Origin of the sequence: Nodosilinea sp. FACHB-131 (genome assembly GCF_014695395.1) — a bacterium.
Taxonomy (GTDB): Bacteria; Cyanobacteriota; Cyanobacteriia; order Phormidesmidales; family Phormidesmidaceae; genus Nodosilinea.
In genome coordinates this window covers 110,710-133,281 of sequence record NZ_JACJOF010000012.1, presented here as the reverse complement: position 1 = coordinate 133,281, position 22,572 = coordinate 110,710, and the positions used below count along the sequence as shown (strand labels likewise).

The window sequence follows — 22,572 nt, the reverse complement described above, 5'->3', positions numbered from 1 at the left end:
TGATTGCGCTAGCGACTACGGTTACAGCCTGTAAAGATTCTGGTTGAGTGGCGGCTCGGTGCTGCTTGGCTAGCAGGCTAACCTTCTCTCCAACCCGCCAATACCAGCTTGCCGATCGTCCGCCCCGACTCTAGCTGGGCGTGGGCCTGGCGCAGGTTGGCCGCGTTGATGGGCGAGAGCGTTTGCCCCAAGGTGGTGCGCAGTTTGCCCGCATCTACCAAGGCAGCGACCTCATCCAACAGCTTGCCCTGGTCGGCCATGTCGGCGGTTTGGTACATCGAGCGGGTGAACATAAACTCCCAGGCAAAGGTGGCGCTTTTGTTCTTCAGCAGGTTGAGGTCTAGGGGATCGGTATTGCCGACGATGCCAACGATTTTGCCCTGGGGGCGAATCAGCTCGGCCATCACGCCCCAGTAGGTATCGGTATCGCTGAAGTTGGCAATGAAGTCGACCTCGCGGTAGCCGAGCTGGGTCAGTTCTTCGATCAGCGCATCGCTGTAGTCCACGCTGTGGTCAGCGCCTAGCTCTCTCACCCAGGTCTGCGACTGGGGCCGCGATGCGGTGGCAATCACCACCAACCCAGCTAGTTTGGCTAGCTGAATGGCGATCGATCCCACACCCCCAGCTCCACCAATGATCAAAATTGAATCGCCCCGGTTGCCACCGGCCCGGTTGATGCCCAGGCGGGTAAACAGGGCTTCCCAGGCAGTGAGGGTGGTGAGGGGCAAGGCGGCGGCCTCGGCAAAGGAGAGGGTCTGAGGCATGGCACCCACAATGCGCTCATCCACTAGCTGAAACTCAGCGTTGGAGCCAGGGCGAGTGATGTCGCCCGCATAGTAAACCGCATCGCCGGGTTTAAAGCGGGTCACCGCATCGCCAACGCTCTCAACCACGCCAGCGGCATCGTAGCCCAGCACCTTAGGGGTGTCTTCAACTTTGTCCTTAGGAGCACGCACCTTGGTGTCAACCGGATTTACCGAGACCGCCTCTACCCGCACCAGAATGTCCTGGCCCGCAGGGCTGGGCTTGGGCAGACGAGCATCGAAGAGCGATTCTGGATCGCTGATGGGCAAGTAGTGGGTCAGGGCAACAGCTTTCATGGTGGGTTAGCGCTCGCTGTGCGCAGATGCAGGTCAAGGGGTCTGTTACTGGTTGTCTGCCAAGCCGAAGATGAGGGGTTATTAGGGGTTCAAGGTTGCGGGTTCAAGGTTTTAGGGCGACGACCTGCCTTAGACCGGACACCTTAAACCCTGACCCCTCAGCCGCTAGAGCTTGTCACGATTAGCTTGGTTCGAGTACTAGGATACGCCGGTTTTTCTAAGGCTGAGGTTTAGAAGCCATCAGTCATCGGTTGGAATAGTGATTCGCAAAGCCTCTCCGTTGGCACAGGCGCTTTAGAGCAGAAGTGACTAAACTGAGCTTGAAAGGGCGGAAAGGGGCGATCGCCCTATCTCCTAAGGCTGATTTAACCGAATCTTTTGGGAAATAGGCCCAAAAAGGGGGAACAATAGCCCGGTGCTAATGGTCTTGTAACCAAAAGCGCAGCATTTCTCCCGTAGGTTCCCGTGCATTTACCATTTGGCTCGGCTAAGCACCAAAACCCACTCCCAGGGTTTAGCGAATAAATAAATTTGCCCCCATTTGCTTCAGGCTGTTGGTTCTACCAAAGATGCCTTGGTAGGACGGCCCATCTCTATAGCAATGCCTCTGACTCGCTCTGGCTAGTTCTGGGGCCATTTTGCTATGGATGACGCCCGCTTCTATTGACCTTCCACTAGCCCTGTATTAACACCCCGCTTTTTTAAGGAATCATTGAGTATGAGCACCGTATTGAGTCTGTCTGCTAAGACCACTGCCTTTGTGGCCTTGGGTTCTGTAGCGTTTGTTGGGCTGGGGCTGCCTGCCAACGCCCAAACCAGCGATTTTACTGACGTTGGTTCGGGTTACTGGGCGCGTCCTTTTATTGAAAGTCTCGCCTCTGAGCAAATTATTGCCGGGTTCCCCGACGGCACCTTTCGGCCCGATCAGCCGGTGACCCGAGCCCAGTTTGCCGCCATTGTGCGCAACGCCTTTGACCAACCCCTCGATCGCACCGCTCCTCGCTTTAGCGATGTCTCCAGCAGCTATTGGGCCAGCGCTGCGATCGCAGACGCCTACGGCCAGGGCTTTCTCTCGGGCTACCCCAATGGCGCTTTCCAGCCTGAGCAGCAGATTCCTCGGGTGCAGGCTCTAGTTGCCCTAGCCAACGGTCTCGACTACAGCCCTCGGGGCTCCGTCAACGAAGTTCTGGGCGTCTACCGCGATCGCGGCCAAATTCCTAGCTATGGCGAAGGGCCGGTGGCGGCGGCTACCGAAAACAAGCTGGTGGTCAACTATCCCAACGTAGACACCCTGCAACCCCAGCGCACCGCCACCCGCGCTGACGTGGCCGCCTTTATCTATCAGGCACTAGTGGCCCAGGGCCGCATGCCAGCCCTGCAAGCTGGGCAAAGCGCCAACAGCTACATCGTCGGCGCTACCCCTGGGACGGGCACCGGTACCGGCACCGGTACTGGCACCGGCACCTCCACCAGCTCGCCCCGCCTAGTGCCCAGCGGCACTGAGCTGGCGGTGCGCTACCCTAACAGCAGTGCCGATGTGGATATTGTGGTAGCCCCTGGTCAAACCGTTGCCACTAGCCTGCAAGTTACCACGCCGATTCGCAATAGCCAGAACCAGGTGCTAATTCCTGCGGGCAGCACCATCGTGGGACGCATCGTGCCGGTAGAAATTCGTGGCTCTTCGATCACGGCCGCTAAGTTTGTCGCCGACAACCTCACGATCAACGGCCGCACCTACAGCGTCAACGCCGAGTCCAGCGCGATCGCGGCCACCAACAGCGTCAGCGGCGGCACTCTGCAAGGGGCGCTAATTACCGGTGCAGCCGAATCGATTTTGGGCAGGATTACTGGCAACAGCGGCTTGGGCAGCGTGGTTGGGGCCGTCATCAACGGCGACAACCAGGTCACCTCTAACAGCGCGGTAGTGGTCATTAGCCCCAGCGATCTCGACCTCACCCTGCGCTCTGACCTCACGGTAGACGCGATCGCCAACTAGGCAGACCCAAAAATCAGGGGTCGGCGGTGCCATACCCCTGAGCTGAGTTCAGGTCCGCAAAGGTTAGTGGGGGTATAGGGTTTAAGGTCTCAGGTCTAAGGTCTGCCTTGAACCTGAGACCTTATACCCTGCACCCGAGACGGCTAGAGCCTGTCACAATCAGCCTAGCCAAGCCCTAGCCCGAAACCCGGTCGCTCACCCAGAACTGTGAATCGCCAGCCAAATGCAGGGCGGCTCACGGCTGGTGAAATCGACCCGGTGACGTCTGTGGGCGGGTATGAGTACATAGTCACCTGGCCCCATTGTTAAAGAAGCGCCATCCTCGTAGGTGAGGGTGGCGCTTCCCTGTAGCAGAACAACCCACTCATCCTGGCTTTGGTCGTACCACTGGTCGGCGGGTGTGGTCTGCCCGGTCGAGAGAATGCGCTCAACCCGTAGATGGGGTGTTTCAAACAGGGCGGTAAACAATTCCGCCGCCGGTAGTGGGTCGGGCAGCTGAAACAGATTGCCGGATTCTGGCACGGGGGGCATGACGGACCCGATATGGCCCTAGCTAACCGAACAGCTGTCTTGGTCGCAGGTGACTTTAGAGGCCACCGCATTCTCGGGCACCACGGTAAACCCACCCACGCTAACGCCCTCTACCCCGTACTGCTCTCGCAGCACTTGATTAAAGCTGGCAATAATTTCTGGCAACTGCTGCTCTAGCACAGAGCGCACCTGATCGGCCTCAGGGGGCGGGCTGCCAACGGTTTCTACAGGCATAGGTTCAAACAGGTAAGGGATGGACTCATTGTAGGGTGACCCGAAATACCCAACCTCGTTTGCTTCACGGCTCTACATATAGACGTGAATTTCCTCAGTTTGACCTCCGCTAAGGCGCTGAGAATTCACCGATGTCTTACTCGTTGTGCACAAAGCTACAGGAGCTATTGAAACTTGTAGCTGGCGATGGTTGGCTGCAAATCACTTCGTCGGGCGATCGCACATAGACCCACTGCCCCTGCAAATTCAGCCCTACCTGGTTGGTTTCAGCGTTAAAAGCCAAAGTGGCCACGCCCGCAGAGATAATATCGGTGTAGCTGCGATAGACCTGATGGCATATCCCCAACCGGCAGCTGAGCAGCATCAGATCGCCGTAGTTATCATCGAGGGGAAAGGCCACATACACAGCGCGATAGGTCACCCCCCAGGGCGCAATGTTCTGGATAGCGTGAGGAGCATAGCCGGCCATGAACGCTGGCAGTAACGCTAACAGCAAAAGCAGTCCTGCGATCAGCAGCAAGACTACTTTTGCTAAGCCTCGGCGGGCGCTTTGTCGCCACTCTGGCTTCAGACTCAAAAGCAGCAATAAGCAGATGGCTAGGCCTCCTGCCCCTAACAAAACAATTACCGCTAGCAGGGTCAGCAGAGCGATCGCAAAGAGCTCGTTGTAAGCCCAAGCCAGCCAATACATCCCAGGCACAGCCCCCTCAACAAAGGGTAAATACCCCAGCCATCCCAAAGCAGCCAGCATGGCCCAACCTAGCAGTAGCACCCGTTTGGGGTGACGGGTAAAGCGCTGATCCAGGGCGTGGGCAGCAGGTTTGCTCGCGGGCGTGTTGGGGCTAGACATGGGGCAGAGGGCGAGAACGCTACCCCAAGGTGGCTCAACTCAGGCTCCACTGTCACTGGCAGGAGAGAGTTGCCCAGCAAAAACCCGCGGCTAAAATTCCTGTGATATTCTCAGGGGAACAGTGACGACGATGCCAAACTTGTCCAGTTTTCAGCCTTTTTAACCCTATGACGTTAACTCGACGGTGGTTTAGCCAGGCCTGCCTGGGAGTAGCGACGGCGCTAGTGGCAGCGGCCTGCGGCGGTGGCGGTAACGGTGGCGGCGGTGATGTGGTCAGCGTTGGCTCAAAAGACTTTACCGAGCAGCTGATCATCGGCGAAATGTATGCTCTGGTGCTGGAAGAAAACGGCCTAACCGTTGAGCGCAAGCTCAACTTAGGGGGCACTCCGGTGGCCCAGGCTGCGATCGAGAGCGGCGAAATCGACCTCTACCCCGAATATACCGGCACCGCCCTGCTCACCGTGCTCAAGCAGCCGGTCAGCAGCGACCAGCAGGCGGTCTTCGACACCGTCAAGCAGGCCTACCAGGAGCAATTTAACCTGGTGTGGCTCGACCCCTCGCCGATGAACAACACCCAGGCCCTGGCCATGACCGAGGAACGGGCCGATGCCCTCGGCATTCGCACCATCTCTGACTTCGCCGCCCAGGCCAGCAACCTGACGTTGATTGGGCCGCCCGAGTTTGAGGTGCGCGAAGACGGCCTACCCGGTCTGCAAGCGGCCTACGGCAATTTTTCGGTCAAAGAATACAAAGCCGTCGATGCGGGTCTGCGCTACAAGGGTCTAGTGGATGGTGAGGCCGATGTGGCCGTGGCCTTTGGCACCGATGGCGAAATCAGCGCCTTTAACCTGGTGGTGCTCGAAGACGATGAAGGGCTGTTTCCGCCCTACCAAGTGGCCCCCATTGTCAGCCAGGCCGCGCTAGACGCCAACCCTGCGATCGCTGAGGCCCTCAACCAGGTTTCACCCCTGCTCACCGATGAGGTCATGCGCCAGCTCAACTACGAGGTCAGCGGCAACCAGCGCGAACCGGCAGAGGTAGCGAAAGAATTTTTAGTCGATGCGGGCCTAGTCGCAGAATAATGGCGTGGGGTATGGGGTTTTAGGTTCACGGTATAAGGTTCACGGTTCTGCCTCGTATTTGCCCCCTTTGCATCTTGTACTTGCCCCCTTGCACCTTACACCTCATACCTAACGCCCCATGAGCGCTATCCAGTTTGACGATGTTTCGCTACGGTTTGCTGGGGGTGCCCGCCCGGCGGTGAACCGGGTGACTTGCCAGGTCAACTCAGGCGAAATTGTGGTGATTTTGGGGCCGTCGGGCTGTGGCAAAACCACACTGCTCAAGATGGTTAACCGCCTCTACGAGCCCACCGCAGGCAACATCTTTCTCGATGGGTCGAATATTCGCCAGCTCAAGGCGACCAAGCTGCGGCAGCAGATCGGCTACGTGATTCAGCAGTCGGGGCTGTTTCCTCACATGACGGTGGCCGACAATGTGGCGGTGGTGCCCAAGCTGCTGGGCTGGCCCAAGCCCCAGATTCAGGCCCGCATTGACGAGCTGCTGGACTTGGTGAAGCTATCGCCGGGGGAATTTCGCGATCGCTACCCCGCTCAGCTTTCCGGTGGGCAGCAGCAGCGGGTGGGCATTGCCCGAGCCCTGGCCGGCAACCCCGCCATCATGCTGATGGATGAGCCCTTTGGGGCGATCGATGCGATCACGCGCACGGCGTTGCAAGACGAGATTTTGCGCCTTCAAGGCCAGCTTAAAAAGACGGTTTTGTTTGTCTCCCACGATGTGGAAGAGGCCCTGCGCCTGGCCGATCGCATTTTGATCATGCGCCTGGGCGAAGTGGTGCAGTTTGATACCCCCTTCAACCTGTTGACCCGACCTGCCGATGAGTTTGTGCACACCCTGCTGGGGGCCGACGACATGGTGCGCCAGTTAGGTCTGCTGCGGGTGGGTGCGGCGATGATGGCGCTGCCGCCCAACTACAGCAATGGCCACAACCCCACACTCTCTCATCTAGACAGCCTGCGAGATGCGCTGTCGCTGATTCTGAAAACTGGGGCACCAGCTCTCACGGTGCTAGAAGGAGGCAATCCGGTGGGGCTGCTCACCCTCGACCACATTCGCGAGTCGGCAGTGAACGGGCGATGAGCTACCTGCTGAGCAACCCCGGCGACGTGCTCACCCTGCTGCTCCAACACCTGCGGATGACGGGGATTGCGCTGGGCATTGCGATCGCCCTCGCCGTCCCCCTCGCTCTGCTGGTCTCGCGCCTGCGCTGGCTGGCGGTGCCCGTGCTCGGCGGGCTAGGGGTGCTCTACACCATTCCCAGCCTGGCGCTGATTATCTTTTTGGTGCCGCTATTTGGCCTCAACGCTACGTCGGTCATTGTAGCGATGGTGCTCTACACCCAGGTGATTTTGGTGCGCAACCTGACGGTGGGCTTGGCGGGCATCAACTCAGCGGTACTAGAGGCGGCGCGGGGCATGGGTATGAGCGTGGCCCAGCGCTGGTGGCGGGTGCAGGTGCCGTTGGTGCTGCCGGTATTTTTGGCTGGGGTAAGAATTGCGGCGATCGTGGCCATTGCGATCGCCACTATTGGGGCCAAATTCAACGCTGGCGGCTTGGGCAAGCTGCTGTTTGATGGCATTCAAACTAACCGCTATGACAAAATTGTGGCGGGTGCGATCGCGGTGGCAGTTCTAGCGCTGGTGATCAACGGGCTGCTGCTGGCCCTAGAGCATTACACCCAACCCCAGCGGCGGCTAAAGCATGAGTAAAGTGGCAGTTGCGGCTTAGCCACTATCTGTATAATCCACCCTGGAAGGAGTTATACGGAAACTTTCGGCATAATAAGTTGTTAGGCGGCAGCAGACTTCCTCGGAGTAGAAAATTACGTTTAAAGTGAGGGTGGCGAGGTGAGTTTTCACACTGAGTAGTAATTTGGAATGATTGAGAATCTGATTTTCTCAAAATTTAAGGCTCAAGAATTTGATTCGATATCTAGACTGCTGTGCAATATTTTCGATACAACAAGCTCAGAGCTAGAACTGCTCTACCAAGAAATAATTAACGATTTCGGTAAAAATGGATGGCCGTCTCATTTTGTCAGGCGAGATTTCTTTAAGAGCCAGCATCAAAATTTTCAAAAGATATATGAAATATCTCCTTCAATTGCCATAGACTTGCCAAGTCTCTTTGAGTTGGATAATGGAATAAACGATAAACCTACAATTGTTATACTTGGTCAAGATTCCAAGAGTGATCAAGATTCTGAACAAATAAGCCTTGGCACCCCTTATGGTTTGCATCACAAAGGTTCTCGTGAAATTCTTGGGCGTACAAAGCTTTACTTTGAAATGATCGTTGCCCTGTTGACCTTGGGCTATAGAGTATATTTGACAGATGTCTACAAAGTCTGGGTTTGTGATCCGAATCGCCCTTACTACGGTGTAAAACTACCGAGGATAGATCAAGAAAAATTCATAAGTAATTTGAAATTAGAAATTCTGGCTATGAGTCCCATTGCTCTAGTAACCTGGGGGAAGGAGTCAGCGAATAGCGTCAAGGAATTAGATCTCAATATTCAGCATTTGAATTTTCCTCACCCTAGTGGCGCTGCCAATGGGACTTGGAAAAAGTTGATGAATCAATCTCCTACCTACAAAAACAAGCTGGCATACTGGAGTTCTGAGATCTCAAAGGTTCTACCTAAAAGTATCTGACGAGTTTGACCTAGCATTAATAATCGCAGTCTAGATCATGAACGATAAAGAAATTATTTCTGAATTCAGACAAGTCAAACAAGAAAATGATGAAATTCAGCTCCTTGTTCGCGGTATATCCTGGCCACACCCTCATGAACCATATCTAGTTGGACAGTAGCCTCTATACTCCCAAAAACCTCCTCACCTCAGGAAGTAGACTTTAGAATTCAAGCAATTCTGCAAAACAAGCAATATCTTCAAATTTGCCAGGAGTGTGGGGAGCGGAACCCCCGTGGTTGGATGCATAATGATGGCATCTGCCAGAGTTGTGCCGAGAAGAATCATGGCGTTGTCTACCAAACGCAAGCTATACGGGAGCTGAGTGTTATGACTATCTCTTTGGATTTACCATTAGAGCTAGAGAATGAGCTTTCTGCTGAGGCTTCCCAGCTTAAATTGCCTCTGTCAGAGTATATTCTTCGTGTTCTCTCCTTTCGCCCTTTTCTGCAAAACCCTCCCAAAACAGGGCTAGACCTTGTTGCCTACTGGGAGAGCGTTGGGGTGATCAACTCTCGGCCCGATATTGCTGACAGTCAGGAGCACGCCCGTCAGTTGCGCGACCAAGCCGAACACCGTGAGCGGGCATAGGTAGCGAGTGTATATAGTCGATACCGATGTCATGATCGATATTCAGCGGGGGTACGGGCCAGCAGTGACTTGGTTTGCCTCTATTCCAGAACTGCCAAGCATTCCCGGCTTTGTGGCAATGGAATTGATTCAGGATGCTCAGAACAAGCAACAGGTGCGTAAAGTCCTACAGCTTATAGCACCGTTAGCTATTGTTTGGCCTACTGAAACCGACTGTTCCCGTGCTCTATCTGACTTTACGACATATCATTTATCTCACAAGGTTGGTCTAATTGATGCCTTGATTGCGGCTTGTGCCGTTGGTCGTAGCGCAACCCTCTGCACTTTCAACGTGAAGCACTACCAAGTCATCTCCGGCTTGAGAATTGAGCAGCCTTACAGTCGCTAAGCCGCACAACACCTCGTTGGTGCGGACGGTACAAAGTTTATCGGTGAGAGTTCAAGGTTACTTGCCGCCGCACAACTTCACCGTTACGTAGAAATTCCATCAATACTGATAGCTGGACTTGTTATGCATTGCTGCATGTCTGGTTGTGTGACTAATAGGCAAAACCCACCTATGCCTGCTGAATTCATAATGCCAAGTTAACCCTATGCCGATCGCACCCCCGGCGGCTGCGCGGCCCGCTGCACCGCGCTCAACCCCACCTCCGCCAACAGCGCCAGCAGCGCCACCGGCACCGCCCCCACCAGCAAAATCGCCGGGTCGTAGGCGGCAAACCCCAGCACAATAAACGCACCCAACCCACCCGCTCCCACAAACGCCGCCAGCGTAGCGCTAGCGATCACCTCCACCGTGGCGGTTTTGATGCCCGCAATCACCACCGGCAGCGCCAGGGGAACTTCGACCGTTTTGAGAATGTCAACCGGGGGCATTCCCATGCCCGTCGCTGCCTCGCGAATAGCGGGGCTGATATTGCGAAAGGCCACGTCGGTGCTGATCAAAATGGGCGGCATCACCAGTAACGTCAGGGCCAGCACCGCCGACCAAAAGCTCAACCCCAGCACGGGCACCGCCAAAAACAGCACCGCCAGGCTAGGAATCACCCGCAGGGCATTAAAGCTGTTGAGCATGACCGTGGAGATCAGGCGCGATCGCGCACTCCACAACCCCAGCGGCAGCCCCACCAGTAGCCCAATCGCCAGGGGCACCGCCACCAGCAGCAGGTGCTGTTGCAGGGCGGTGAGAATACGATCGCTGTTATCCAGCGCGTATTGATAGGCGTTTTGCAGCATAGGGACACTAGGGCATCACTGCCCCTACCTTACCCCGAGTGTGTGACCAGGAAAGTTCCACAAAACATCACCCAAGGCGCTGCTCAGTCTCGTCGTCGAACCAGTGGATCGACTCGGGCGGCAACGCCAATTGCAAATTTTCCTTGCTCCAGGCGGCATCGGCGGGCAGCAGCGCCCGCAGAGTAAGGGTCGGATCGCCCTGCACCCGCAGGCTCACCAGGTCGTGCATGCCCAGATTTTCTACCAAAAATACCTGCCCGCTGACGGTGTGCATATCGCCCTCGCGAGGTAGCCGCAGATGCTCGGGGCGAATGCCCAGCACCACAGAGGCAGCCTGGATGCCAATAGGCAGCGGTATGCTGAAATCGCCCAGGGCCACAGTGTTTCCGGTGCGGCTGAGGGTAATCAGGTTCATCTGGGGGCTGCCGATAAAGCTGGCGACAAACCGATTGGCGGGGGTTTTGTAGATGTCGTGGGGGTGGCCCAGCTGTTGCAGATAGCCGTTGTTGAGCACCGCGACCTTAGTCGAGAGGGTCATGGCCTCGGTCTGATCGTGGGTGACGTAGACAATGGGCGATTTTTGGTCGGCAAAAATCTGCTTGAGGTCGGCCCGCACCTGCTCGCGCAGCAGAGCATCGAGGTTACTCAGGGGTTCGTCGAGCAAAAACACATCGGGGTTGCGCACCAGAGCGCGGGCCAAAGCCACTCGCTGGCGTTGGCCACCCGAGAGCTTAGCGGGTTTGCGATCGAGCAGCGGGTCAAGGCCCAGTACCCCAGAGACTTCCTGCACCCGCTTTTGAATGTCGCCCACCGGCAGATGACGCAGCTTCAGCCCCGAAGCTACATTCTCGCGCACCGTCATGTGAGGGTAGAGAGCATAGCTCTGAAAGACCATGGCGATGTTGCGATCGCCCGGCGGCAGTCGGCTAACATCGCGATCGCCAATCATCACCCGCCCCTCCGTGGGCTGATCCAACCCCGCAATCAGCCTAAGAATAGTGGATTTACCACAGCCCGACGGCCCCACTAGGGTCAAAAACTCGTTGTCTTCCACCACCAAATTGAGCTGCTTTACCGGCACAATGTCGCGGCTGTAGGCTTTGGTGAGGTTTTGGAGTTCGAGTTTAGCCATGATCGTAGAGGTAGGTGGATGGGTGGGAGGGTGGGAGGGTAGGAGGGTGGATGGGTGGGAGAGTGGATGGGAAGGTTGAGGGGTTGGAGTTTTTGGGCTCGTCTAACCCGCCTACTCGCTTACCCGCCTACCCATCTACCCATCCACCCATCTACCCCTTAACAGAGCCAGACGTGAGCCCTTGCACAATGCGACGTTGGAAGAACAGCACTAGCAAAACCAGGGGTAGGGTGCCGACCACTGTAGCGGCGGCCAAGGGGCCGTAGGGCACTTCAAACAGAGTGGTGCCACCAAGCTGGGCGGCGGCGACGGGGATGGTTTTCATGCTCTCGCGGGTCATAAAGGTGAGGGCAAACAGGTACTCATTCCAGGCAAAGATGAAGGCCAGAATGCCGGTGGTGACCAGGGCGGGCAGGGTCATGGGCAGCACGATGCGCCAGAGCATTTGCACGGTGTTGTAGCCATCCACACGGGCCGAGTCTTCCAGGTCTTTGGGCAGCTGCTGAAAAAAGCTGCGCATGACCAAAATCGTCAGGGGCAGGTTGATAGCGGTGTAGGGAACGATCAGCGCCAGGTAATTATTGGCCAGGCCAAAGGCCCGCACGAGTTCGAGCAGCCCCAAGAACAGCAGAATGTAAGGGAATAGAGTCACCACCAGCACGATCGCCAAGATCGCCTGCTCACCCGGAATCCGCAGGCGGGCTAGGGCGTAGGCCGCTGGGGAACCCAGCGCCAAACACAGCACTGTCGAGACAATCGCCACCAGCGCGCTGTTCAACATATAGACGTGGAACTGATTGAGCCGAAACAGGTCCACATAGTGAGTCAAGGTGAGCTGGTCGAACCCCGGCAGGTAGACGACTGGGGCCTGGGTGATGGCCGCATTGGTCTTGAAGGATGTCAGCACCTGCCACAGCACCGGGGCGAGGCTAAAGATGACGGTAAATGCGATCGCCAGCCACAGCAGTACTCGCCCCCAGGGGATACCGCGATCGGGGGTTTGGGGAGAGGCGGCGGTTTGAGGGACGGTGGTCATGGGGGGTGGATGGGTGGGGGGTGGATGGGTAGAGCAGACCAATGTGTCTGCTCCTAGGAGAAATTGACCAAAGTTACTCGGTCTTGGCTCGTAGGCGAGAGATGTATAGCCAGCTCACAGCCACAACCGCCACCAGCACTAGAAATGTCACGGTTACGAGGGCGGCCCCGTAGCCAAAGTCTAAATAGCGCATGACGGCGGCGTAGATGTAGATCGATACCGTTTCGGTGGCCCCGCCGGGGCCGCCGCCGGTCATCACCTGAATTAGGTCGAAAATGCCAAAGGACTGGGCAAAGCGAAACAGCATGGCAATTACAATCTGCGGCGCGATCAGCGGCAGCGTAATCTGTCGAAAGCTTTGCCAGGGGCTAGCTCCGTCTAAAGCGTGAGCCTCGTACAGATCCTGAGAAATCGACTGAAGTCCCGCCAGCAGCAAAATCGCCACAAAGGATGTCGTCTTCCAAACATCGGCAGCGATCACTGCCACCATGGCCCAAAAGGGTTCTCCCAACCAGTTCACCGGGTTGCCGATTAGATGCAAGCGCATCAGCATGTCGTTCCAGACACCAAACTCGGTATTAAAAATCCAGCGCCAGGCCAGGGCAATTAGGGCGGTGGGCAGCGCCCAGGGCAGAATGGCGATCGTCCGCGCCAAGCCCCGACCGCGAAAGGCCTGATCGAGTGTCAGGGCAATGATCAATCCCAGCCCCAGCTCAAAGACCAGCGTGAACAGGGTGAACACAGCCGTATTCCGCATGCTCTGCCAGAAACGACCATCTCCCACCATCAACTCGTAGTTGTCTAGGCCGCTAAACACCGGCTCTAGGTTGGTGCTCAGGTTTTCGGTAAAAAAGCTTAGCCAAAAGGCCCGCAAAATCGGAAAGGCATACACCAGCAGCAACACCAGCAGCGCTGGCAACATCAACAGCCACCCGGTCCGCTGTTCCCGCTGCCGAATATAGTCCTTACTCACAATTCCTCTCCCATACTCATACACCCATCCACTCGTCTACCCATCCACCCATCCACCCCCTACCCATCCACCCATCCACCTCTACCCGTCTACCCCCAACACCCGCCGACTCTCACCCGCAGCGGCTCGCATAGCGTCCTCAGCCGTCATTTGATCACTGATAGCAGCGCTCAAGTAGCGCTGCAGAATGTCTGAAACCTGGGCGTATTGACCCACGGGAGGGCGAGGCACCGCTGTTTCTGCCACCTTTAACAGCTGCTCATAGTGAGGAAACGTCGCCAGCACATCTGGATCGGTAAACAGGGCGCGACGGCTAGGCACGTAGGCAAATTCGGTGATGAAATCCTTCAGCGGGCCGGGGCTGGTGAAAAATTCCACCACCCGCCAGGCTTCCTCAGGGTGGGGAGTGGTAGACGAAATTCCAAAGCCCCAGCCCCCTAGGCAGGCGGCGGGCTGCTGGCCGGCGGCATGCACCATGGGCTTGAGGGCAATTTTGCCGGCGACCGGAGTGCCGTCGCGGTTGGCCTCGGCCCAGGCATAGGGCCAGTTCCGCAGAAAGGCCACATTGCCGTTCTGGAACTGACGGAGAGAATCTTCCTCGATGTAGTTGGTCACACCGGGGGGAGAAATGCGTTGGTCAATCAGGCCCTTCATAAATTCAACCGCCTGAACCCCAGCGGGCTGATCTAAGCCCACTTCCAGGGTGGTCGGGTCGATCCAAAAACCACCGTAGCCAGCGATGATTTCGACAAAGTTGGTGACTAGGCCCTCATACTGCAAGCCTTGCCAGGTAAATCCCCAGTCCACGTCGGTCTGCGCTTGAATGGCCTCGGCAGCAGTAATTAGATCGGCAAAGGTTTCGGGGGGTGCTAAACCGACCTGATCGAGCAGATCGGTGCGGTAGTAAAGCATGCCCATGTCAGAGCGAAACGGCATGCGGTAGAGGCCACCCTGATAAAGGCCAGCGGCCACGTCAGCCGGCAAAAAGTCGGCCAGATCGGCTTCACTGACGCGATCGGAGAGATCTAATAGCCACCCGGCAGCAGCAAATTTGGGAATCCAAACAACATCTGAAAAAAGAATGTCGTAGGGGGAGTCGCCCAGCAAAAAGGACGTGGTGTAGAGGTTTTCGACCGCATCGGCAGCGTTGGGGCCGCGCACCATCTCAATACGAATATCGGGGTTTTCGGCCATGAACTGCTCGGCCAAGCCCTGCATTTGATCGGCTTCAACAGCTCGCAGCAGAAAGGAGATGGTGACCGGCTGCTGCGACCAGACATGAGCACCAACCAGCACCGTGGCGGCGATCGCAACCAACGCCAATAAAAACCTGCTGAGACGCACCCAACTGCGCCTCAGGAAAGGGAATCGGTATTCACGCAAAATTAAAGCCCGAGAATCGAACGTTCCCGGGCTACCCAATCAACTGTTCAGCTGATACAAAGCCGAAGCTTAGAGTTCAAATATGGCTAACCCAGGTCACCTTATAAAACAGGAATGCTAGCAACCCAGCCTCTACCCAGGGGGAGATTTTGGATATGAGCTATGGTCGGGCTGGGCTAGGCGTAGGCGCAGGCTGTAACGGCGAGGCCGGTTCCTGTAGCGGCGAGGCCGGTTCACTGGGAAACAGTGGCGAGGACGGCGATTGGGGCTGGCTGCCGGGTTGACCAAAACCAGGCGGTAGCTGACCCTCAGGAGTCTCTTGAGGAAATCCTTCCGGGAGCTGAGTTGGATCACCGCCGGGAGCGGCCTCCTCTGGTCCCAAGGTAGTATCGGCGGGCAGCGTGGCAAGGGCAACGCGATCGCCCCCGACTGCCCGCAGCTCGTCAAGCACCACGACCACATCTTCGTAGCGCGCATCGCGGGCGGCATAGAGCACAATCAGCCCACCAGGGTTGACCTGGTTAAACTGACCCAGCACATCTCTGAGTAGCTCAATGGGCACGGGCTGCTGGTCCAGATACACCTGGCCAAAGCCGTCGATGCTAACGTAGAGGCGATCGGCCCCCTGACCGACCTGTCCGGGCAGAGGTTGCCCCGTTTGGGCCGTAGGCAAGTCCAGGTCGATGGCCTGCTGCCGAGTCAGACCCACCGCCGCCAAAATGAAGAACGTCAGAATGCAGAAAATTACGTCGATCAGCGGCACAATTTCTATATGCACATCCCTAGAGGGATTATCGAGCAGATCTATTTTCATAGCGAGGGGTTCTCCGCAGATGGCGTAGCATCGAGCACAGAGGCATTTGGCTCAACCAGAGCGTCTGCGGGCACCGGTACCGGCACCGGCATGGGCGACACCCCATGGAGATGGGCCCAACTTTGCCGGTAAAGCAGCTCTAGCTCGCTACCCGCCTGGCGAAACATTTTGGCTTGGCCAAACACAAACCCCTGAAACAACCGATAAAAGGCCAGGGCAGTAATAGCAATAATCAGGCCGGTGGCGGTGCTAATCAGCGCCTCACTGATACCCAACGAGGTACCTGCGGTGGCATCCCCGCTGCCCAGATCAGTAATTTGAATAGAACTTAGGGAGTTGATCAAGCCCAGCACGGTACCCAGCAAGCCCAGTAAAGGGGACAGGGTAGCAACGGCCTCAAGAATTTTTTCGCCCCGGCTCATAGCCAGCAGTTCTTCGTTGGCCGAGGTTTCTAAGGCCAGGCGAAACACCTCTGGATCGGGGGATTGCAGCCTGAGGGGGGCCGACAAAAACCGCCCCATGGGCAATGCCGCAGAGCGATAGGCGATATCGGCAGCCGCGGCCCAATCGCGCCGGGCGGCCTCTAGGACCCGCCCAGACACCTCGCGTTCGCGGGTCAAGATGCGCGACCAAAACCAGATGCGCTCCAAAATGGTGCCCACAGCCAAGATTGAAAGTAGGAGCAGCGGCCACATGGCAGGACCGCCACGGGCAAATAGCTCAGGTATGTTCACTAAAGATCCTCCTGTCACCACCGGGCCGGGCTGTCAGACTAGACAGAGCGACCTCTTTCCGGCAAAGCATAACAATTGTAGTGACTTTGGGGACGCTTCAACTGTTTCAGGTTGATTCATATCGGGGACGTCCTATTACGACATCTCGGGCAGGGCATCTAAGATCAAATCTGCAGTGCGCTGGCAAACGCCGGGCGGCCCTAGCTCTTCGCGCATTTTGGCGTAGCCCGCCCGCATGGTCTGGCGAGCGGTTTCGCTGTGCAGCAGCTCTAGGGCCGCAGCGGCGATCGCCTCGGGGGTAGCCTGCCACTGCAAAAACTCGGGCACGACGGGCTGGTTCACCACCAGGTTGACCGGCGACACGTAGGGCACGTCAAATTTCAGCAGGTAGTGGGCAATGCGGGCACTTAGGGGGTGAATGCGGTAGGCCACCACCTGGGGCACGTCCATCAGGGCAATTTCTAGGTTGGCGGTGCCCGACTTGGTGATGGCGACATCGGCAGCGGCGATCGCCCCCTGGCTACCCTCGCCTATCACTCGACCATTTAACCCGTGGGCAGCTAGCCCCTGCTCAAAACTGGCCTGCAATGCCGGAATTGACACCGGCAGCAAGAAAGTGACTTCGGGGCACTGGGCCTGAATAATCTGCGCCGCCTTAAGCAGCACCGGCATCAGGTACTTCACCTCTTGCTGCCGGGAGGCGGGCAGCAGCGTCACCACCGGGGTATCTAAGGGTAAGCCCAATTGCTGGCGGGCGGCAGCCTGGTCAGCGGGGCCGGGATAGCGATCGACCAGGGGATGGCCGACCCAGGTGGTAGCGGCCCCAAAGCCCTGATAGTAGTCTGCTTCGGCCTTAAAAATAGCCAGCATGCGATCGCTGCACTGCACCAAATTGCGGGTGTCTTTTTCAGAAAAGGCCCACACCCACTGCTGCGGGGCGATGTAGTAAATCACCGGCACCTGGGGATGGTGGGTTTTGACGTAGTTGCCCATTACCAGGTTGGGGTTCATGTAGTCGATCAGCACGGCAATATCGGGCGGCTGGGCATCGAGCGCCGCCTTAGCCACCTTCTGGAGGCGCAGGGTCGGCATGAGGTAGGGCAGCGCCTCAAAAATACCCACCGAGCCAATGCCCGTGGTTTCACCCACTAGGGTAGCCCCCGCCTTGGCCATGCGGGGTCCGCCCAAGGCCGTGATGTCTAGGGTGAGGTGGCGATCGCGCGCCCGCTGCACCAGCGCCTCAATTAATAGCGCTCCCTGCAAATCGCCCGACACCTCGCCGGTGCTGATAAAAATCCGTCGCCGAGTGGGATCAGCCATGCCCTATGCTGCTCCCCAATTACTCATCATCGCCGTGCTTGCTCCGACGGCGACCGGGGGTCAATCCGCGGCGATCGGGCTGCAGGGCGGCTCGCAAAAACTCGCTAAAGTGGCGTACTAAGCCGTTAGACTCATCCTGATTGAGCTTGCTCACCGCCTCACTGAGCGATACGCCTGAGCGATAGACCAGCCGATAGGCCTGCTTCAGTTCACGATAGGCTTGGGGGTCAGCGGTGAGGCCCGCTCGCTGCAAGCCAATTTGATTGAGCCCTCGCACTTCGGCCGGATTGCCGTTGACCAGCGTAAAGGGAGGCACATCGCGATCGATGCGGCTCAGCCCGCCGATCATCACCAGCCGCCCAACGCGCACAAACTGGTGAACACCTACCATGCCGCTGATGCGCGCGCCCGACTCCACGTACACGTGGCCCGCCAGCGCCACTGAGTTGGCCAGAATAACGTGGTCCTCAACCACACAGTTGTGAGCCACGTGGGAGTAGGCCATCAGCAGACAGTTGCTGCCCACCAGAGTCACTGCCCCGGCATCGGTGGCCCGGTTAATGGTGACATACTCCCGAATCAGGTTGTTGTCGCCAATCACCACCCGACTCATCGAGCCGTCGTACTTGAGATCCTGCGACTCAAGACCAATGGCTGCCCCCGGAAAAATTCGATTTTGGGACCCAATCGTCGTTTCGCCATCAATGATTGCGTGAGCACCAATTTCGGTGCCAGGGCCAATGCTCACCTGCTCACCAATCACCGCATAGGGGCCGATCTTGACGCTAGGGTGCACCTGGGCGCCCTCGTGAACCACTGCTGTGGGATGAATCAGGGTAGTCAACGGCCCGCCTCCAAAACCCAGAGATTGCAACATAGACACATGTTTTTCCTATTTCTCCTCGGGAGTTGTTGCCGACTCCACCACAGAGAACATCAGATCGCCTTCGCAGACCAGTTGCCCGTCAACCTCAGCCCGACCGCGCATTTTGCCAAATCGCAGCCGCTTCATCGCCAACAGTTCTACGGTCATCACCAGCTGATCCCCAGGCACTACGGGGCGACGAAACCGCACCTTGTCGATGCCGGCAAACACGCACAACCCCTGCACTCCCGGAATCTGCATTAGCACAATGCCCCCCACTTGGGCCATGGCCTCAACAATCAACACCCCTGGCATAATTGGGTGCCCCGGAAAATGCCCTTGAAAGTGAGGCTCGTTGAACGTGACGTTTTTGATGCCAATGGCGTGCTTGGCTGGAACATAGTCGATGATGCGATCGACTAGGGCGAAGGGATAGCGGTGGGGCAGCAGGGCATGGATCTCTTCAGCGCTATAGCTAGACTTGGGAGCCGCTATCGGTTCCGCCGCTTCAGCGGCTTCAACGCCGTCTAAGGCAGTAGTCAGGGGGCTCGATGCAGTTGCGTCAATCACAATAGGGGAGTCAATACGGTAAGGTGCAGCAGGCAAATATGCCTAGATTGATTTTGCCACTAGAGGGTGCCATAAACGAGGGCCGGCACCAGCGCCGCCGCTAACTCACCGTGGAGACGATGGCTCGCTTTATAGGCCACAATATGGGCCATAGGCAAACTGCCCAACAGGCTAAGATCGCCAATCAGATCCAGCATTTTGTGGCGAGCAGGTTCGTTCTCAAACCGCAGGGGTGGATTCAGCCAGCCCTTTTCCCCGCACACCAGAGCGTTGTCAAGGCTACCCCCTTGAATCAAACCGCTGGCGCGCAGCTGCTCGATCTGGTGGGCCAGACCAAAGGTGCGGGCCGGGGCAACGGTGGTAGCAAACCCTTCAGGACCAAAGGGGTCGGCACTGGGCGACCAGCTAAACCACTGATTGCCAATGGCCGCCACCTCAAAGTCAATGCCGTAGGTAAACCGTGTCACCGGAGCCGGAAAGGCGGCGACGAAGGCATCCCCATGGTGAATGGTCACCGGCTGTTCTAAATGCGCTACGGTGCGGAGAGCTTCAAGCTCTTGCCGCCCCGCCTGGCGAATCGCGTCTACCCAGCCTGAGGCTGACCCATCCAGCAAAGGCACCTCTGGTCCAGTAATGTCAATGCGAACATTGTCAATGCCCAATGCGACTAGGGCCGCCAAGAGGTGCTCGACCGTGCGTACTGAAGCCTCCCCTTGGAGAAGCTCTGTCGATAGCACAGTTGGGTTTACCGCAGCGAGGCTAGCGGCCACCGAGGGCTGGCCCGGCAGATCGGTACGGACAAAGAAACGCCCTTGACCTGGTGCCGCTGGCCTCAGCGTAACCGTGGTCGCCACGCCCGAATGGAGTCCTATTCCCTGCCGGTCTACCACAGTAGCTAACGTGGTTTGCCCGGTGGCCATGCCCCAGTTCGCCTGAGTCAATTGATTGGAGTCAATCCCTGTTTGCACCATTAAAAGCGCTCCCCAAACCCGAAGTGGATGCGGCCCTCGCCCTGATTATTAAAGCCGTAGTCAACCCGCAGGGGACCCAGGGGAGTCGAGACCCGCACCCCAGCTCCATAGCCAATGCCGCTGCCGGGCTTACCTCGCGCCGGACCAGGGGCACCGGGTACGGCATTACCGCTGCCCAGGTCACTGCCAACATCTAGGAATAAAGCACCGCCCAAAAACGAAAACAGCGGAAAGCGATATTCGGCGGTGAACTGAGCATAGCTACGTCCACTCCCCACTTCGCCTTCGTCGTAGCCGCGAATGGAGTTGGTGCCGCCCAAAGTAAACGCCTCATAGGGCGGTAAGTCGCCAACAATGGTGCCCGCCTGAAAGTTAAGGGCCAGGGCCTGGGGTCCTTCGGCAAAATTTAGCAGCCTGAGGGGAATGTAGTAGCTGTAGCTCCCCCGCAGCCGATTCATAAAGATACTGCCCCGCCCTAGGGGCACCGACTGCTCGCTATTGAGCCGCAGAACGCTGCCGCTGGTGGGGTTAAAGGCATCATTGCGGCGATCGAGAGTAGCACTGACGGGGAATGTCCAGAGGTCATCAACCCCACGACTGCTTGCCGTCAGGGGTCTGCCTTCGGCGTCTACAGCGTTGACCCTACCATCAGCATCGCGAGCCGACACGTTTTGAAATAGGGTGCCAACCGCTACCGTCCAGCCATTGTCAAAGGGACGGCTAAAGGTAATGCCGGTACCCAAGCGGCGAATGCGCACCTGATCGCCGTTGGCTAAGTTAACTGGTCTAGGGCCATCCTCGAAGTTGAGGTTGTTGGCCGAGCGGGCAAAGGCCGTGGCGGTGTAGGAAGTCCGGAAGGGATCGCCCGCAATCCAAGGATCTGTAAAGGACAGATCAAATAGGATATCTCGGGTGCTGAGCTGGGCCTCGGCGCTGAATTTTTGGTTGTTGCCGCCAAAGTTGTCTTGGCGGAAGCTGACTGTGCCGAAGAGATCGCCGGTAAAGTTAAAGCCTAGACCAGCAGCTACAGAACCTGTGTTGCGCTCAGACACGTTAACGATCAGCTTAACTTTGCGCGGGTCGTCTTCTGCGGGTTCTAGCCCCGGCACCACATCCTCAAAAATTCCTAGACCAAACACCCGCTGAAAGTCTTGTTCAATGCGGGATTGGTTAAAAACTTCGCCGGGCTCGGTTTCAAACTCGCGGGTGATAATGAAAGGCCGAGTTCGTCCCCGGATTGGGTTGCCCTCATCGTCGACGGCCTGACCCAGGTCGTTGATATAACGCACCTCAATGCTTTCAATTACCCCTTCTGCTACCTCTAAGGTGACGACCCCGTCGGGTGAAACCTGGGGAGCTGCTACTACCTGAGCCAGTACGTAGCCCTGATCTTGGTACCACTGGTTGAGCTCTAAGATTCCTTCCTGAAAGTCAATCAGGTTGATGATCTCACCCTTTTGTTCGTCAAAGATGTCGTCGACGATGGTTTGGGGCAGTACCTCATTACCCTCAAGCCGCACGTCGGTGAGCACCGGGTTGGGCTGCACTAGAAAGGTGACCCGCACTCCCAAATCGGTGTCTTCGGGTTGGGCATCGACGTCGGCGAAGTACCCGGTAGCAAAAATGCTGTTGATATCTTGCTGAAGCTGGGTGCGGGTAGTTGTACGCCCGGCTTGGGTTTCAATTACGCTGTAGATCAGGTTCTCAAGGGTCGGATCGAGTTCGCCCTGATTGGGCTGAACCTGAACCTCGGCAACTAGAACTCGAGGCTCTTCAACCTCGGCAGCCGGTTCTTCAGGGGTTTCTTCAGCAGGCTCATCGGCTGCCTCATCGGCGGGCGCGGCTTCAGGTGTCTCAGTCTGCTCTTGCGCAGGGTCTGGCTGAGGCTGACTACGGCGCTGTACGGCCCCGTCTAGGATGCGCTGAGCCTCTTCGGGGGTGATTTCGCGCTGGGTGCTGGGAGTTTGAGCCAACTGAGCACTCTCTAGCTGAGTACTCTGTTCAACACTAGATTCCGAGTTAGTGGTGGGCGAGAGGGCAGTAGCAGCGTCGGCAGCGGTCTCACTCTCAACCGAGCGGTAGCCGTCGATCGCACCCTGAAGGTTCTCGGCCACAGGGCTAGGACCTAGGTCGGGCTGAATCTGGTCAAAGTCGATGGTGTTGGCGGGATCGGAGGTGCCTATAACAGGCTCAGCTAGGGCAGCAGCACTTTGGCTATAGCCTGGTTCAAGGGTCTCCGAGGGTTCAGCTTCGGAGGAAGCTGCCTGCACGACCGATTCTGGGACGGTTGGATCGGCCTGGGCGGGGGTTGCAATCAGCCCTACCAGCCCAGAGGTGGCCAACACGGCCAATAAATAATTAGGAGAAACCCGCATCTAAACACACCTGCTAAACACGTCCACACACCAACCAAAGGACCCTCTCCCGGGCTGAGAGCCAGGGAAAACTGCCCTGGGCGGGCCA

Annotated in this window: 23 protein-coding genes; 7 read left to right on the top strand and 16 right to left on the bottom strand. The window is 57.3% G+C overall.

What is annotated here, in order from left to right; genetic code table 11:
* Positions 1 to 77 precede the first annotated feature (77 nt).
* Positions 78 to 1,100 (bottom strand): zinc-binding alcohol dehydrogenase family protein, encoded by a 1,023-nt coding sequence (locus H6F75_RS07815; protein ID WP_190750871.1) that lies wholly within the window; start codon positions 1,098 to 1,100, stop codon positions 78 to 80.
* 718 nt (positions 1,101 to 1,818) lie between these two features.
* On the opposite strand from H6F75_RS07815, the gene H6F75_RS07810 reads away from it, so the two are divergent.
* Positions 1,819 to 3,096, top strand: a complete 1,278-nt coding sequence (locus H6F75_RS07810; protein ID WP_190750869.1) for an S-layer homology domain-containing protein — start codon at positions 1,819 to 1,821, stop codon at positions 3,094 to 3,096.
* 195 nt (positions 3,097 to 3,291) lie between these two features.
* On the opposite strand, the gene H6F75_RS07805 is transcribed toward H6F75_RS07810, so the two are convergent.
* The 3 genes from H6F75_RS07805 to H6F75_RS07795 form a co-directional block, all read right to left on the bottom strand.
* Entirely contained in the window at positions 3,292 to 3,627 is a 336-nt protein-coding gene (locus H6F75_RS07805) for a cupin domain-containing protein (RefSeq protein ID WP_190750867.1), read from the bottom strand.
* 18 nt (positions 3,628 to 3,645) lie between these two features.
* Positions 3,646 to 3,861, bottom strand: coding sequence for a hypothetical protein (locus tag H6F75_RS07800; protein ID WP_190750865.1), 216 nt, complete (start codon positions 3,859 to 3,861; stop codon positions 3,646 to 3,648).
* Between the two features lie 136 nt (positions 3,862 to 3,997).
* Positions 3,998 to 4,711 carry a hypothetical protein gene (locus H6F75_RS07795; RefSeq protein WP_190750863.1) on the bottom strand — a complete coding sequence of 238 codons (714 nt, stop codon included), beginning with the start codon at positions 4,709 to 4,711 and terminating at the stop codon, positions 3,998 to 4,000.
* A 167-nt stretch (positions 4,712 to 4,878) separates the two neighbouring features.
* Between H6F75_RS07795 and H6F75_RS07790 the strand changes: the two genes are divergently transcribed.
* The 6 genes from H6F75_RS07790 (at position 4,879) to H6F75_RS07765 (ending at position 9,463) form a co-directional block, all read left to right on the top strand.
* Positions 4,879 to 5,793 (top strand): glycine betaine ABC transporter substrate-binding protein, encoded by a 915-nt coding sequence (locus H6F75_RS07790; protein ID WP_190750861.1) that lies wholly within the window; start codon positions 4,879 to 4,881, stop codon positions 5,791 to 5,793.
* Between the two features lie 118 nt (positions 5,794 to 5,911).
* A complete protein-coding gene (locus tag H6F75_RS07785; protein ID WP_190750859.1) occupies positions 5,912 to 6,871 on the top strand; it encodes an ABC transporter ATP-binding protein in 960 nt (319 codons plus the stop codon).
* Entirely contained in the window at positions 6,868 to 7,500 is a 633-nt protein-coding gene (locus H6F75_RS07780) for an ABC transporter permease (protein WP_190750857.1), read from the top strand. Before H6F75_RS07785 ends, H6F75_RS07780 begins: the two co-directional genes overlap by 4 nt.
* Before the next feature lie 168 nt (positions 7,501 to 7,668).
* Complete coding sequence (locus H6F75_RS07775; RefSeq protein ID WP_190750855.1) at positions 7,669 to 8,445, top strand: hypothetical protein; 777 nt, start codon at positions 7,669 to 7,671, stop codon at positions 8,443 to 8,445.
* Positions 8,446 to 8,814: 369 nt separating this feature from the next.
* Entirely contained in the window at positions 8,815 to 9,075 is a 261-nt protein-coding gene (locus H6F75_RS07770; RefSeq protein ID WP_190750853.1) for a hypothetical protein, read from the top strand.
* A 7-nt stretch (positions 9,076 to 9,082) separates the two neighbouring features.
* Positions 9,083 to 9,463, top strand: a complete 381-nt coding sequence (locus H6F75_RS07765) for a PIN domain-containing protein (RefSeq protein ID WP_190750851.1) — start codon at positions 9,083 to 9,085, stop codon at positions 9,461 to 9,463.
* A 203-nt stretch (positions 9,464 to 9,666) separates the two neighbouring features.
* On the opposite strand, the gene H6F75_RS07760 is transcribed toward H6F75_RS07765, so the two are convergent.
* From H6F75_RS07760 to H6F75_RS07705, 12 genes are all read right to left on the bottom strand, one after another.
* On the bottom strand, positions 9,667 to 10,311 hold the full coding sequence (locus H6F75_RS07760; RefSeq protein ID WP_190750849.1) for an ABC transporter permease: 645 nt from the start codon (positions 10,309 to 10,311) through the stop codon (positions 9,667 to 9,669).
* A 67-nt stretch (positions 10,312 to 10,378) separates the two neighbouring features.
* Positions 10,379 to 11,443, bottom strand: coding sequence for an ABC transporter ATP-binding protein (locus H6F75_RS07755; RefSeq protein WP_190750847.1), 1,065 nt, complete (start codon positions 11,441 to 11,443; stop codon positions 10,379 to 10,381).
* Between the two features lie 151 nt (positions 11,444 to 11,594).
* Positions 11,595 to 12,479: a carbohydrate ABC transporter permease gene (locus H6F75_RS07750; protein WP_190750845.1), complete on the bottom strand. Its 885-nt coding sequence runs from the start codon at positions 12,477 to 12,479 to the stop codon at positions 11,595 to 11,597.
* Positions 12,480 to 12,552: 73 nt separating this feature from the next.
* Positions 12,553 to 13,452: a sugar ABC transporter permease gene (locus tag H6F75_RS07745; protein WP_347710622.1), complete on the bottom strand. Its 900-nt coding sequence runs from the start codon at positions 13,450 to 13,452 to the stop codon at positions 12,553 to 12,555.
* Positions 13,453 to 13,533: 81 nt separating this feature from the next.
* Complete coding sequence (locus H6F75_RS07740; protein ID WP_190750843.1) at positions 13,534 to 14,775, bottom strand: ABC transporter substrate-binding protein; 1,242 nt, start codon at positions 14,773 to 14,775, stop codon at positions 13,534 to 13,536.
* A gap of 220 nt (positions 14,776 to 14,995) precedes the next feature.
* Positions 14,996 to 15,649, bottom strand: coding sequence for a biopolymer transporter ExbD (locus H6F75_RS07735; protein ID WP_190750841.1), 654 nt, complete (start codon positions 15,647 to 15,649; stop codon positions 14,996 to 14,998).
* Positions 15,646 to 16,383: a MotA/TolQ/ExbB proton channel family protein gene (locus H6F75_RS07730; RefSeq protein ID WP_190750838.1), complete on the bottom strand. Its 738-nt coding sequence runs from the start codon at positions 16,381 to 16,383 to the stop codon at positions 15,646 to 15,648. The genes H6F75_RS07735 and H6F75_RS07730 overlap by 4 nt, the downstream gene beginning before the upstream one ends.
* A gap of 135 nt (positions 16,384 to 16,518) precedes the next feature.
* Positions 16,519 to 17,703: a lipid-A-disaccharide synthase gene (lpxB, locus tag H6F75_RS07725; protein ID WP_190750836.1), complete on the bottom strand. Its 1,185-nt coding sequence runs from the start codon at positions 17,701 to 17,703 to the stop codon at positions 16,519 to 16,521.
* A gap of 19 nt (positions 17,704 to 17,722) precedes the next feature.
* The gene (gene lpxA, locus H6F75_RS07720; protein WP_190750835.1) at positions 17,723 to 18,547 is read right to left on the bottom strand and encodes an acyl-ACP--UDP-N-acetylglucosamine O-acyltransferase; all 825 of its coding nucleotides are present in this window, start codon (positions 18,545 to 18,547) and stop codon (positions 17,723 to 17,725) included.
* Positions 18,548 to 18,595: 48 nt separating this feature from the next.
* Positions 18,596 to 19,063, bottom strand: coding sequence for a 3-hydroxyacyl-ACP dehydratase FabZ (fabZ, locus tag H6F75_RS07715; protein WP_347710625.1), 468 nt, complete (start codon positions 19,061 to 19,063; stop codon positions 18,596 to 18,598).
* A 134-nt stretch (positions 19,064 to 19,197) separates the two neighbouring features.
* Entirely contained in the window at positions 19,198 to 20,058 is an 861-nt protein-coding gene (lpxC, locus tag H6F75_RS07710; RefSeq protein ID WP_242019813.1) for a UDP-3-O-acyl-N-acetylglucosamine deacetylase, read from the bottom strand.
* A 50-nt stretch (positions 20,059 to 20,108) separates the two neighbouring features.
* On the bottom strand, positions 20,109 to 22,484 hold the full coding sequence (locus H6F75_RS07705) for a BamA/TamA family outer membrane protein (RefSeq protein WP_190750831.1): 2,376 nt from the start codon (positions 22,482 to 22,484) through the stop codon (positions 20,109 to 20,111).
* Positions 22,485 to 22,572: the final 88 nt, after the last annotated feature.

What these genes read in the sequence shown, in the direction of transcription:
- H6F75_RS07815 (WP_190750871.1), bottom strand. Translation starts at nt 1,100, where the DNA reads ATGAAAGCTGTTGCCCTGACCCACTACTTGCCCATCAGCGATCCAGAA.
- H6F75_RS07810 (WP_190750869.1), top strand. Translation starts at nt 1,819, where the DNA reads ATGAGCACCGTATTGAGTCTGTCTGCTAAGACCACTGCCTTTGTGGCC.
- H6F75_RS07805 (WP_190750867.1), bottom strand. Translation starts at nt 3,627, where the DNA reads ATGCCCCCCGTGCCAGAATCCGGCAATCTGTTTCAGCTGCCCGACCCA.
- H6F75_RS07800 (WP_190750865.1), bottom strand. Translation starts at nt 3,861, where the DNA reads ATGCCTGTAGAAACCGTTGGCAGCCCGCCCCCTGAGGCCGATCAGGTG.
- H6F75_RS07795 (WP_190750863.1), bottom strand. Translation starts at nt 4,711, where the DNA reads ATGTCTAGCCCCAACACGCCCGCGAGCAAACCTGCTGCCCACGCCCTG.
- H6F75_RS07790 (WP_190750861.1), top strand. Translation starts at nt 4,879, where the DNA reads ATGACGTTAACTCGACGGTGGTTTAGCCAGGCCTGCCTGGGAGTAGCG.
- H6F75_RS07785 (WP_190750859.1), top strand. Translation starts at nt 5,912, where the DNA reads ATGAGCGCTATCCAGTTTGACGATGTTTCGCTACGGTTTGCTGGGGGT.
- H6F75_RS07780 (WP_190750857.1), top strand. Translation starts at nt 6,868, where the DNA reads ATGAGCTACCTGCTGAGCAACCCCGGCGACGTGCTCACCCTGCTGCTC.
- H6F75_RS07775 (WP_190750855.1), top strand. Translation starts at nt 7,669, where the DNA reads ATGATTGAGAATCTGATTTTCTCAAAATTTAAGGCTCAAGAATTTGAT.
- H6F75_RS07770 (WP_190750853.1), top strand. Translation starts at nt 8,815, where the DNA reads ATGACTATCTCTTTGGATTTACCATTAGAGCTAGAGAATGAGCTTTCT.
- H6F75_RS07760 (WP_190750849.1), bottom strand. Translation starts at nt 10,311, where the DNA reads ATGCTGCAAAACGCCTATCAATACGCGCTGGATAACAGCGATCGTATT.
- H6F75_RS07755 (WP_190750847.1), bottom strand. Translation starts at nt 11,443, where the DNA reads ATGGCTAAACTCGAACTCCAAAACCTCACCAAAGCCTACAGCCGCGAC.
- H6F75_RS07750 (WP_190750845.1), bottom strand. Translation starts at nt 12,479, where the DNA reads ATGACCACCGTCCCTCAAACCGCCGCCTCTCCCCAAACCCCCGATCGC.
- H6F75_RS07735 (WP_190750841.1), bottom strand. Translation starts at nt 15,649, where the DNA reads ATGAAAATAGATCTGCTCGATAATCCCTCTAGGGATGTGCATATAGAA.
- lpxB (WP_190750836.1), bottom strand. Translation starts at nt 17,703, where the DNA reads ATGGCTGATCCCACTCGGCGACGGATTTTTATCAGCACCGGCGAGGTG.
- lpxC (WP_242019813.1), bottom strand. Translation starts at nt 20,058, where the DNA reads ATGGCCACCGGGCAAACCACGTTAGCTACTGTGGTAGACCGGCAGGGA.
- H6F75_RS07705 (WP_190750831.1), bottom strand. Translation starts at nt 22,484, where the DNA reads ATGCGGGTTTCTCCTAATTATTTATTGGCCGTGTTGGCCACCTCTGGG.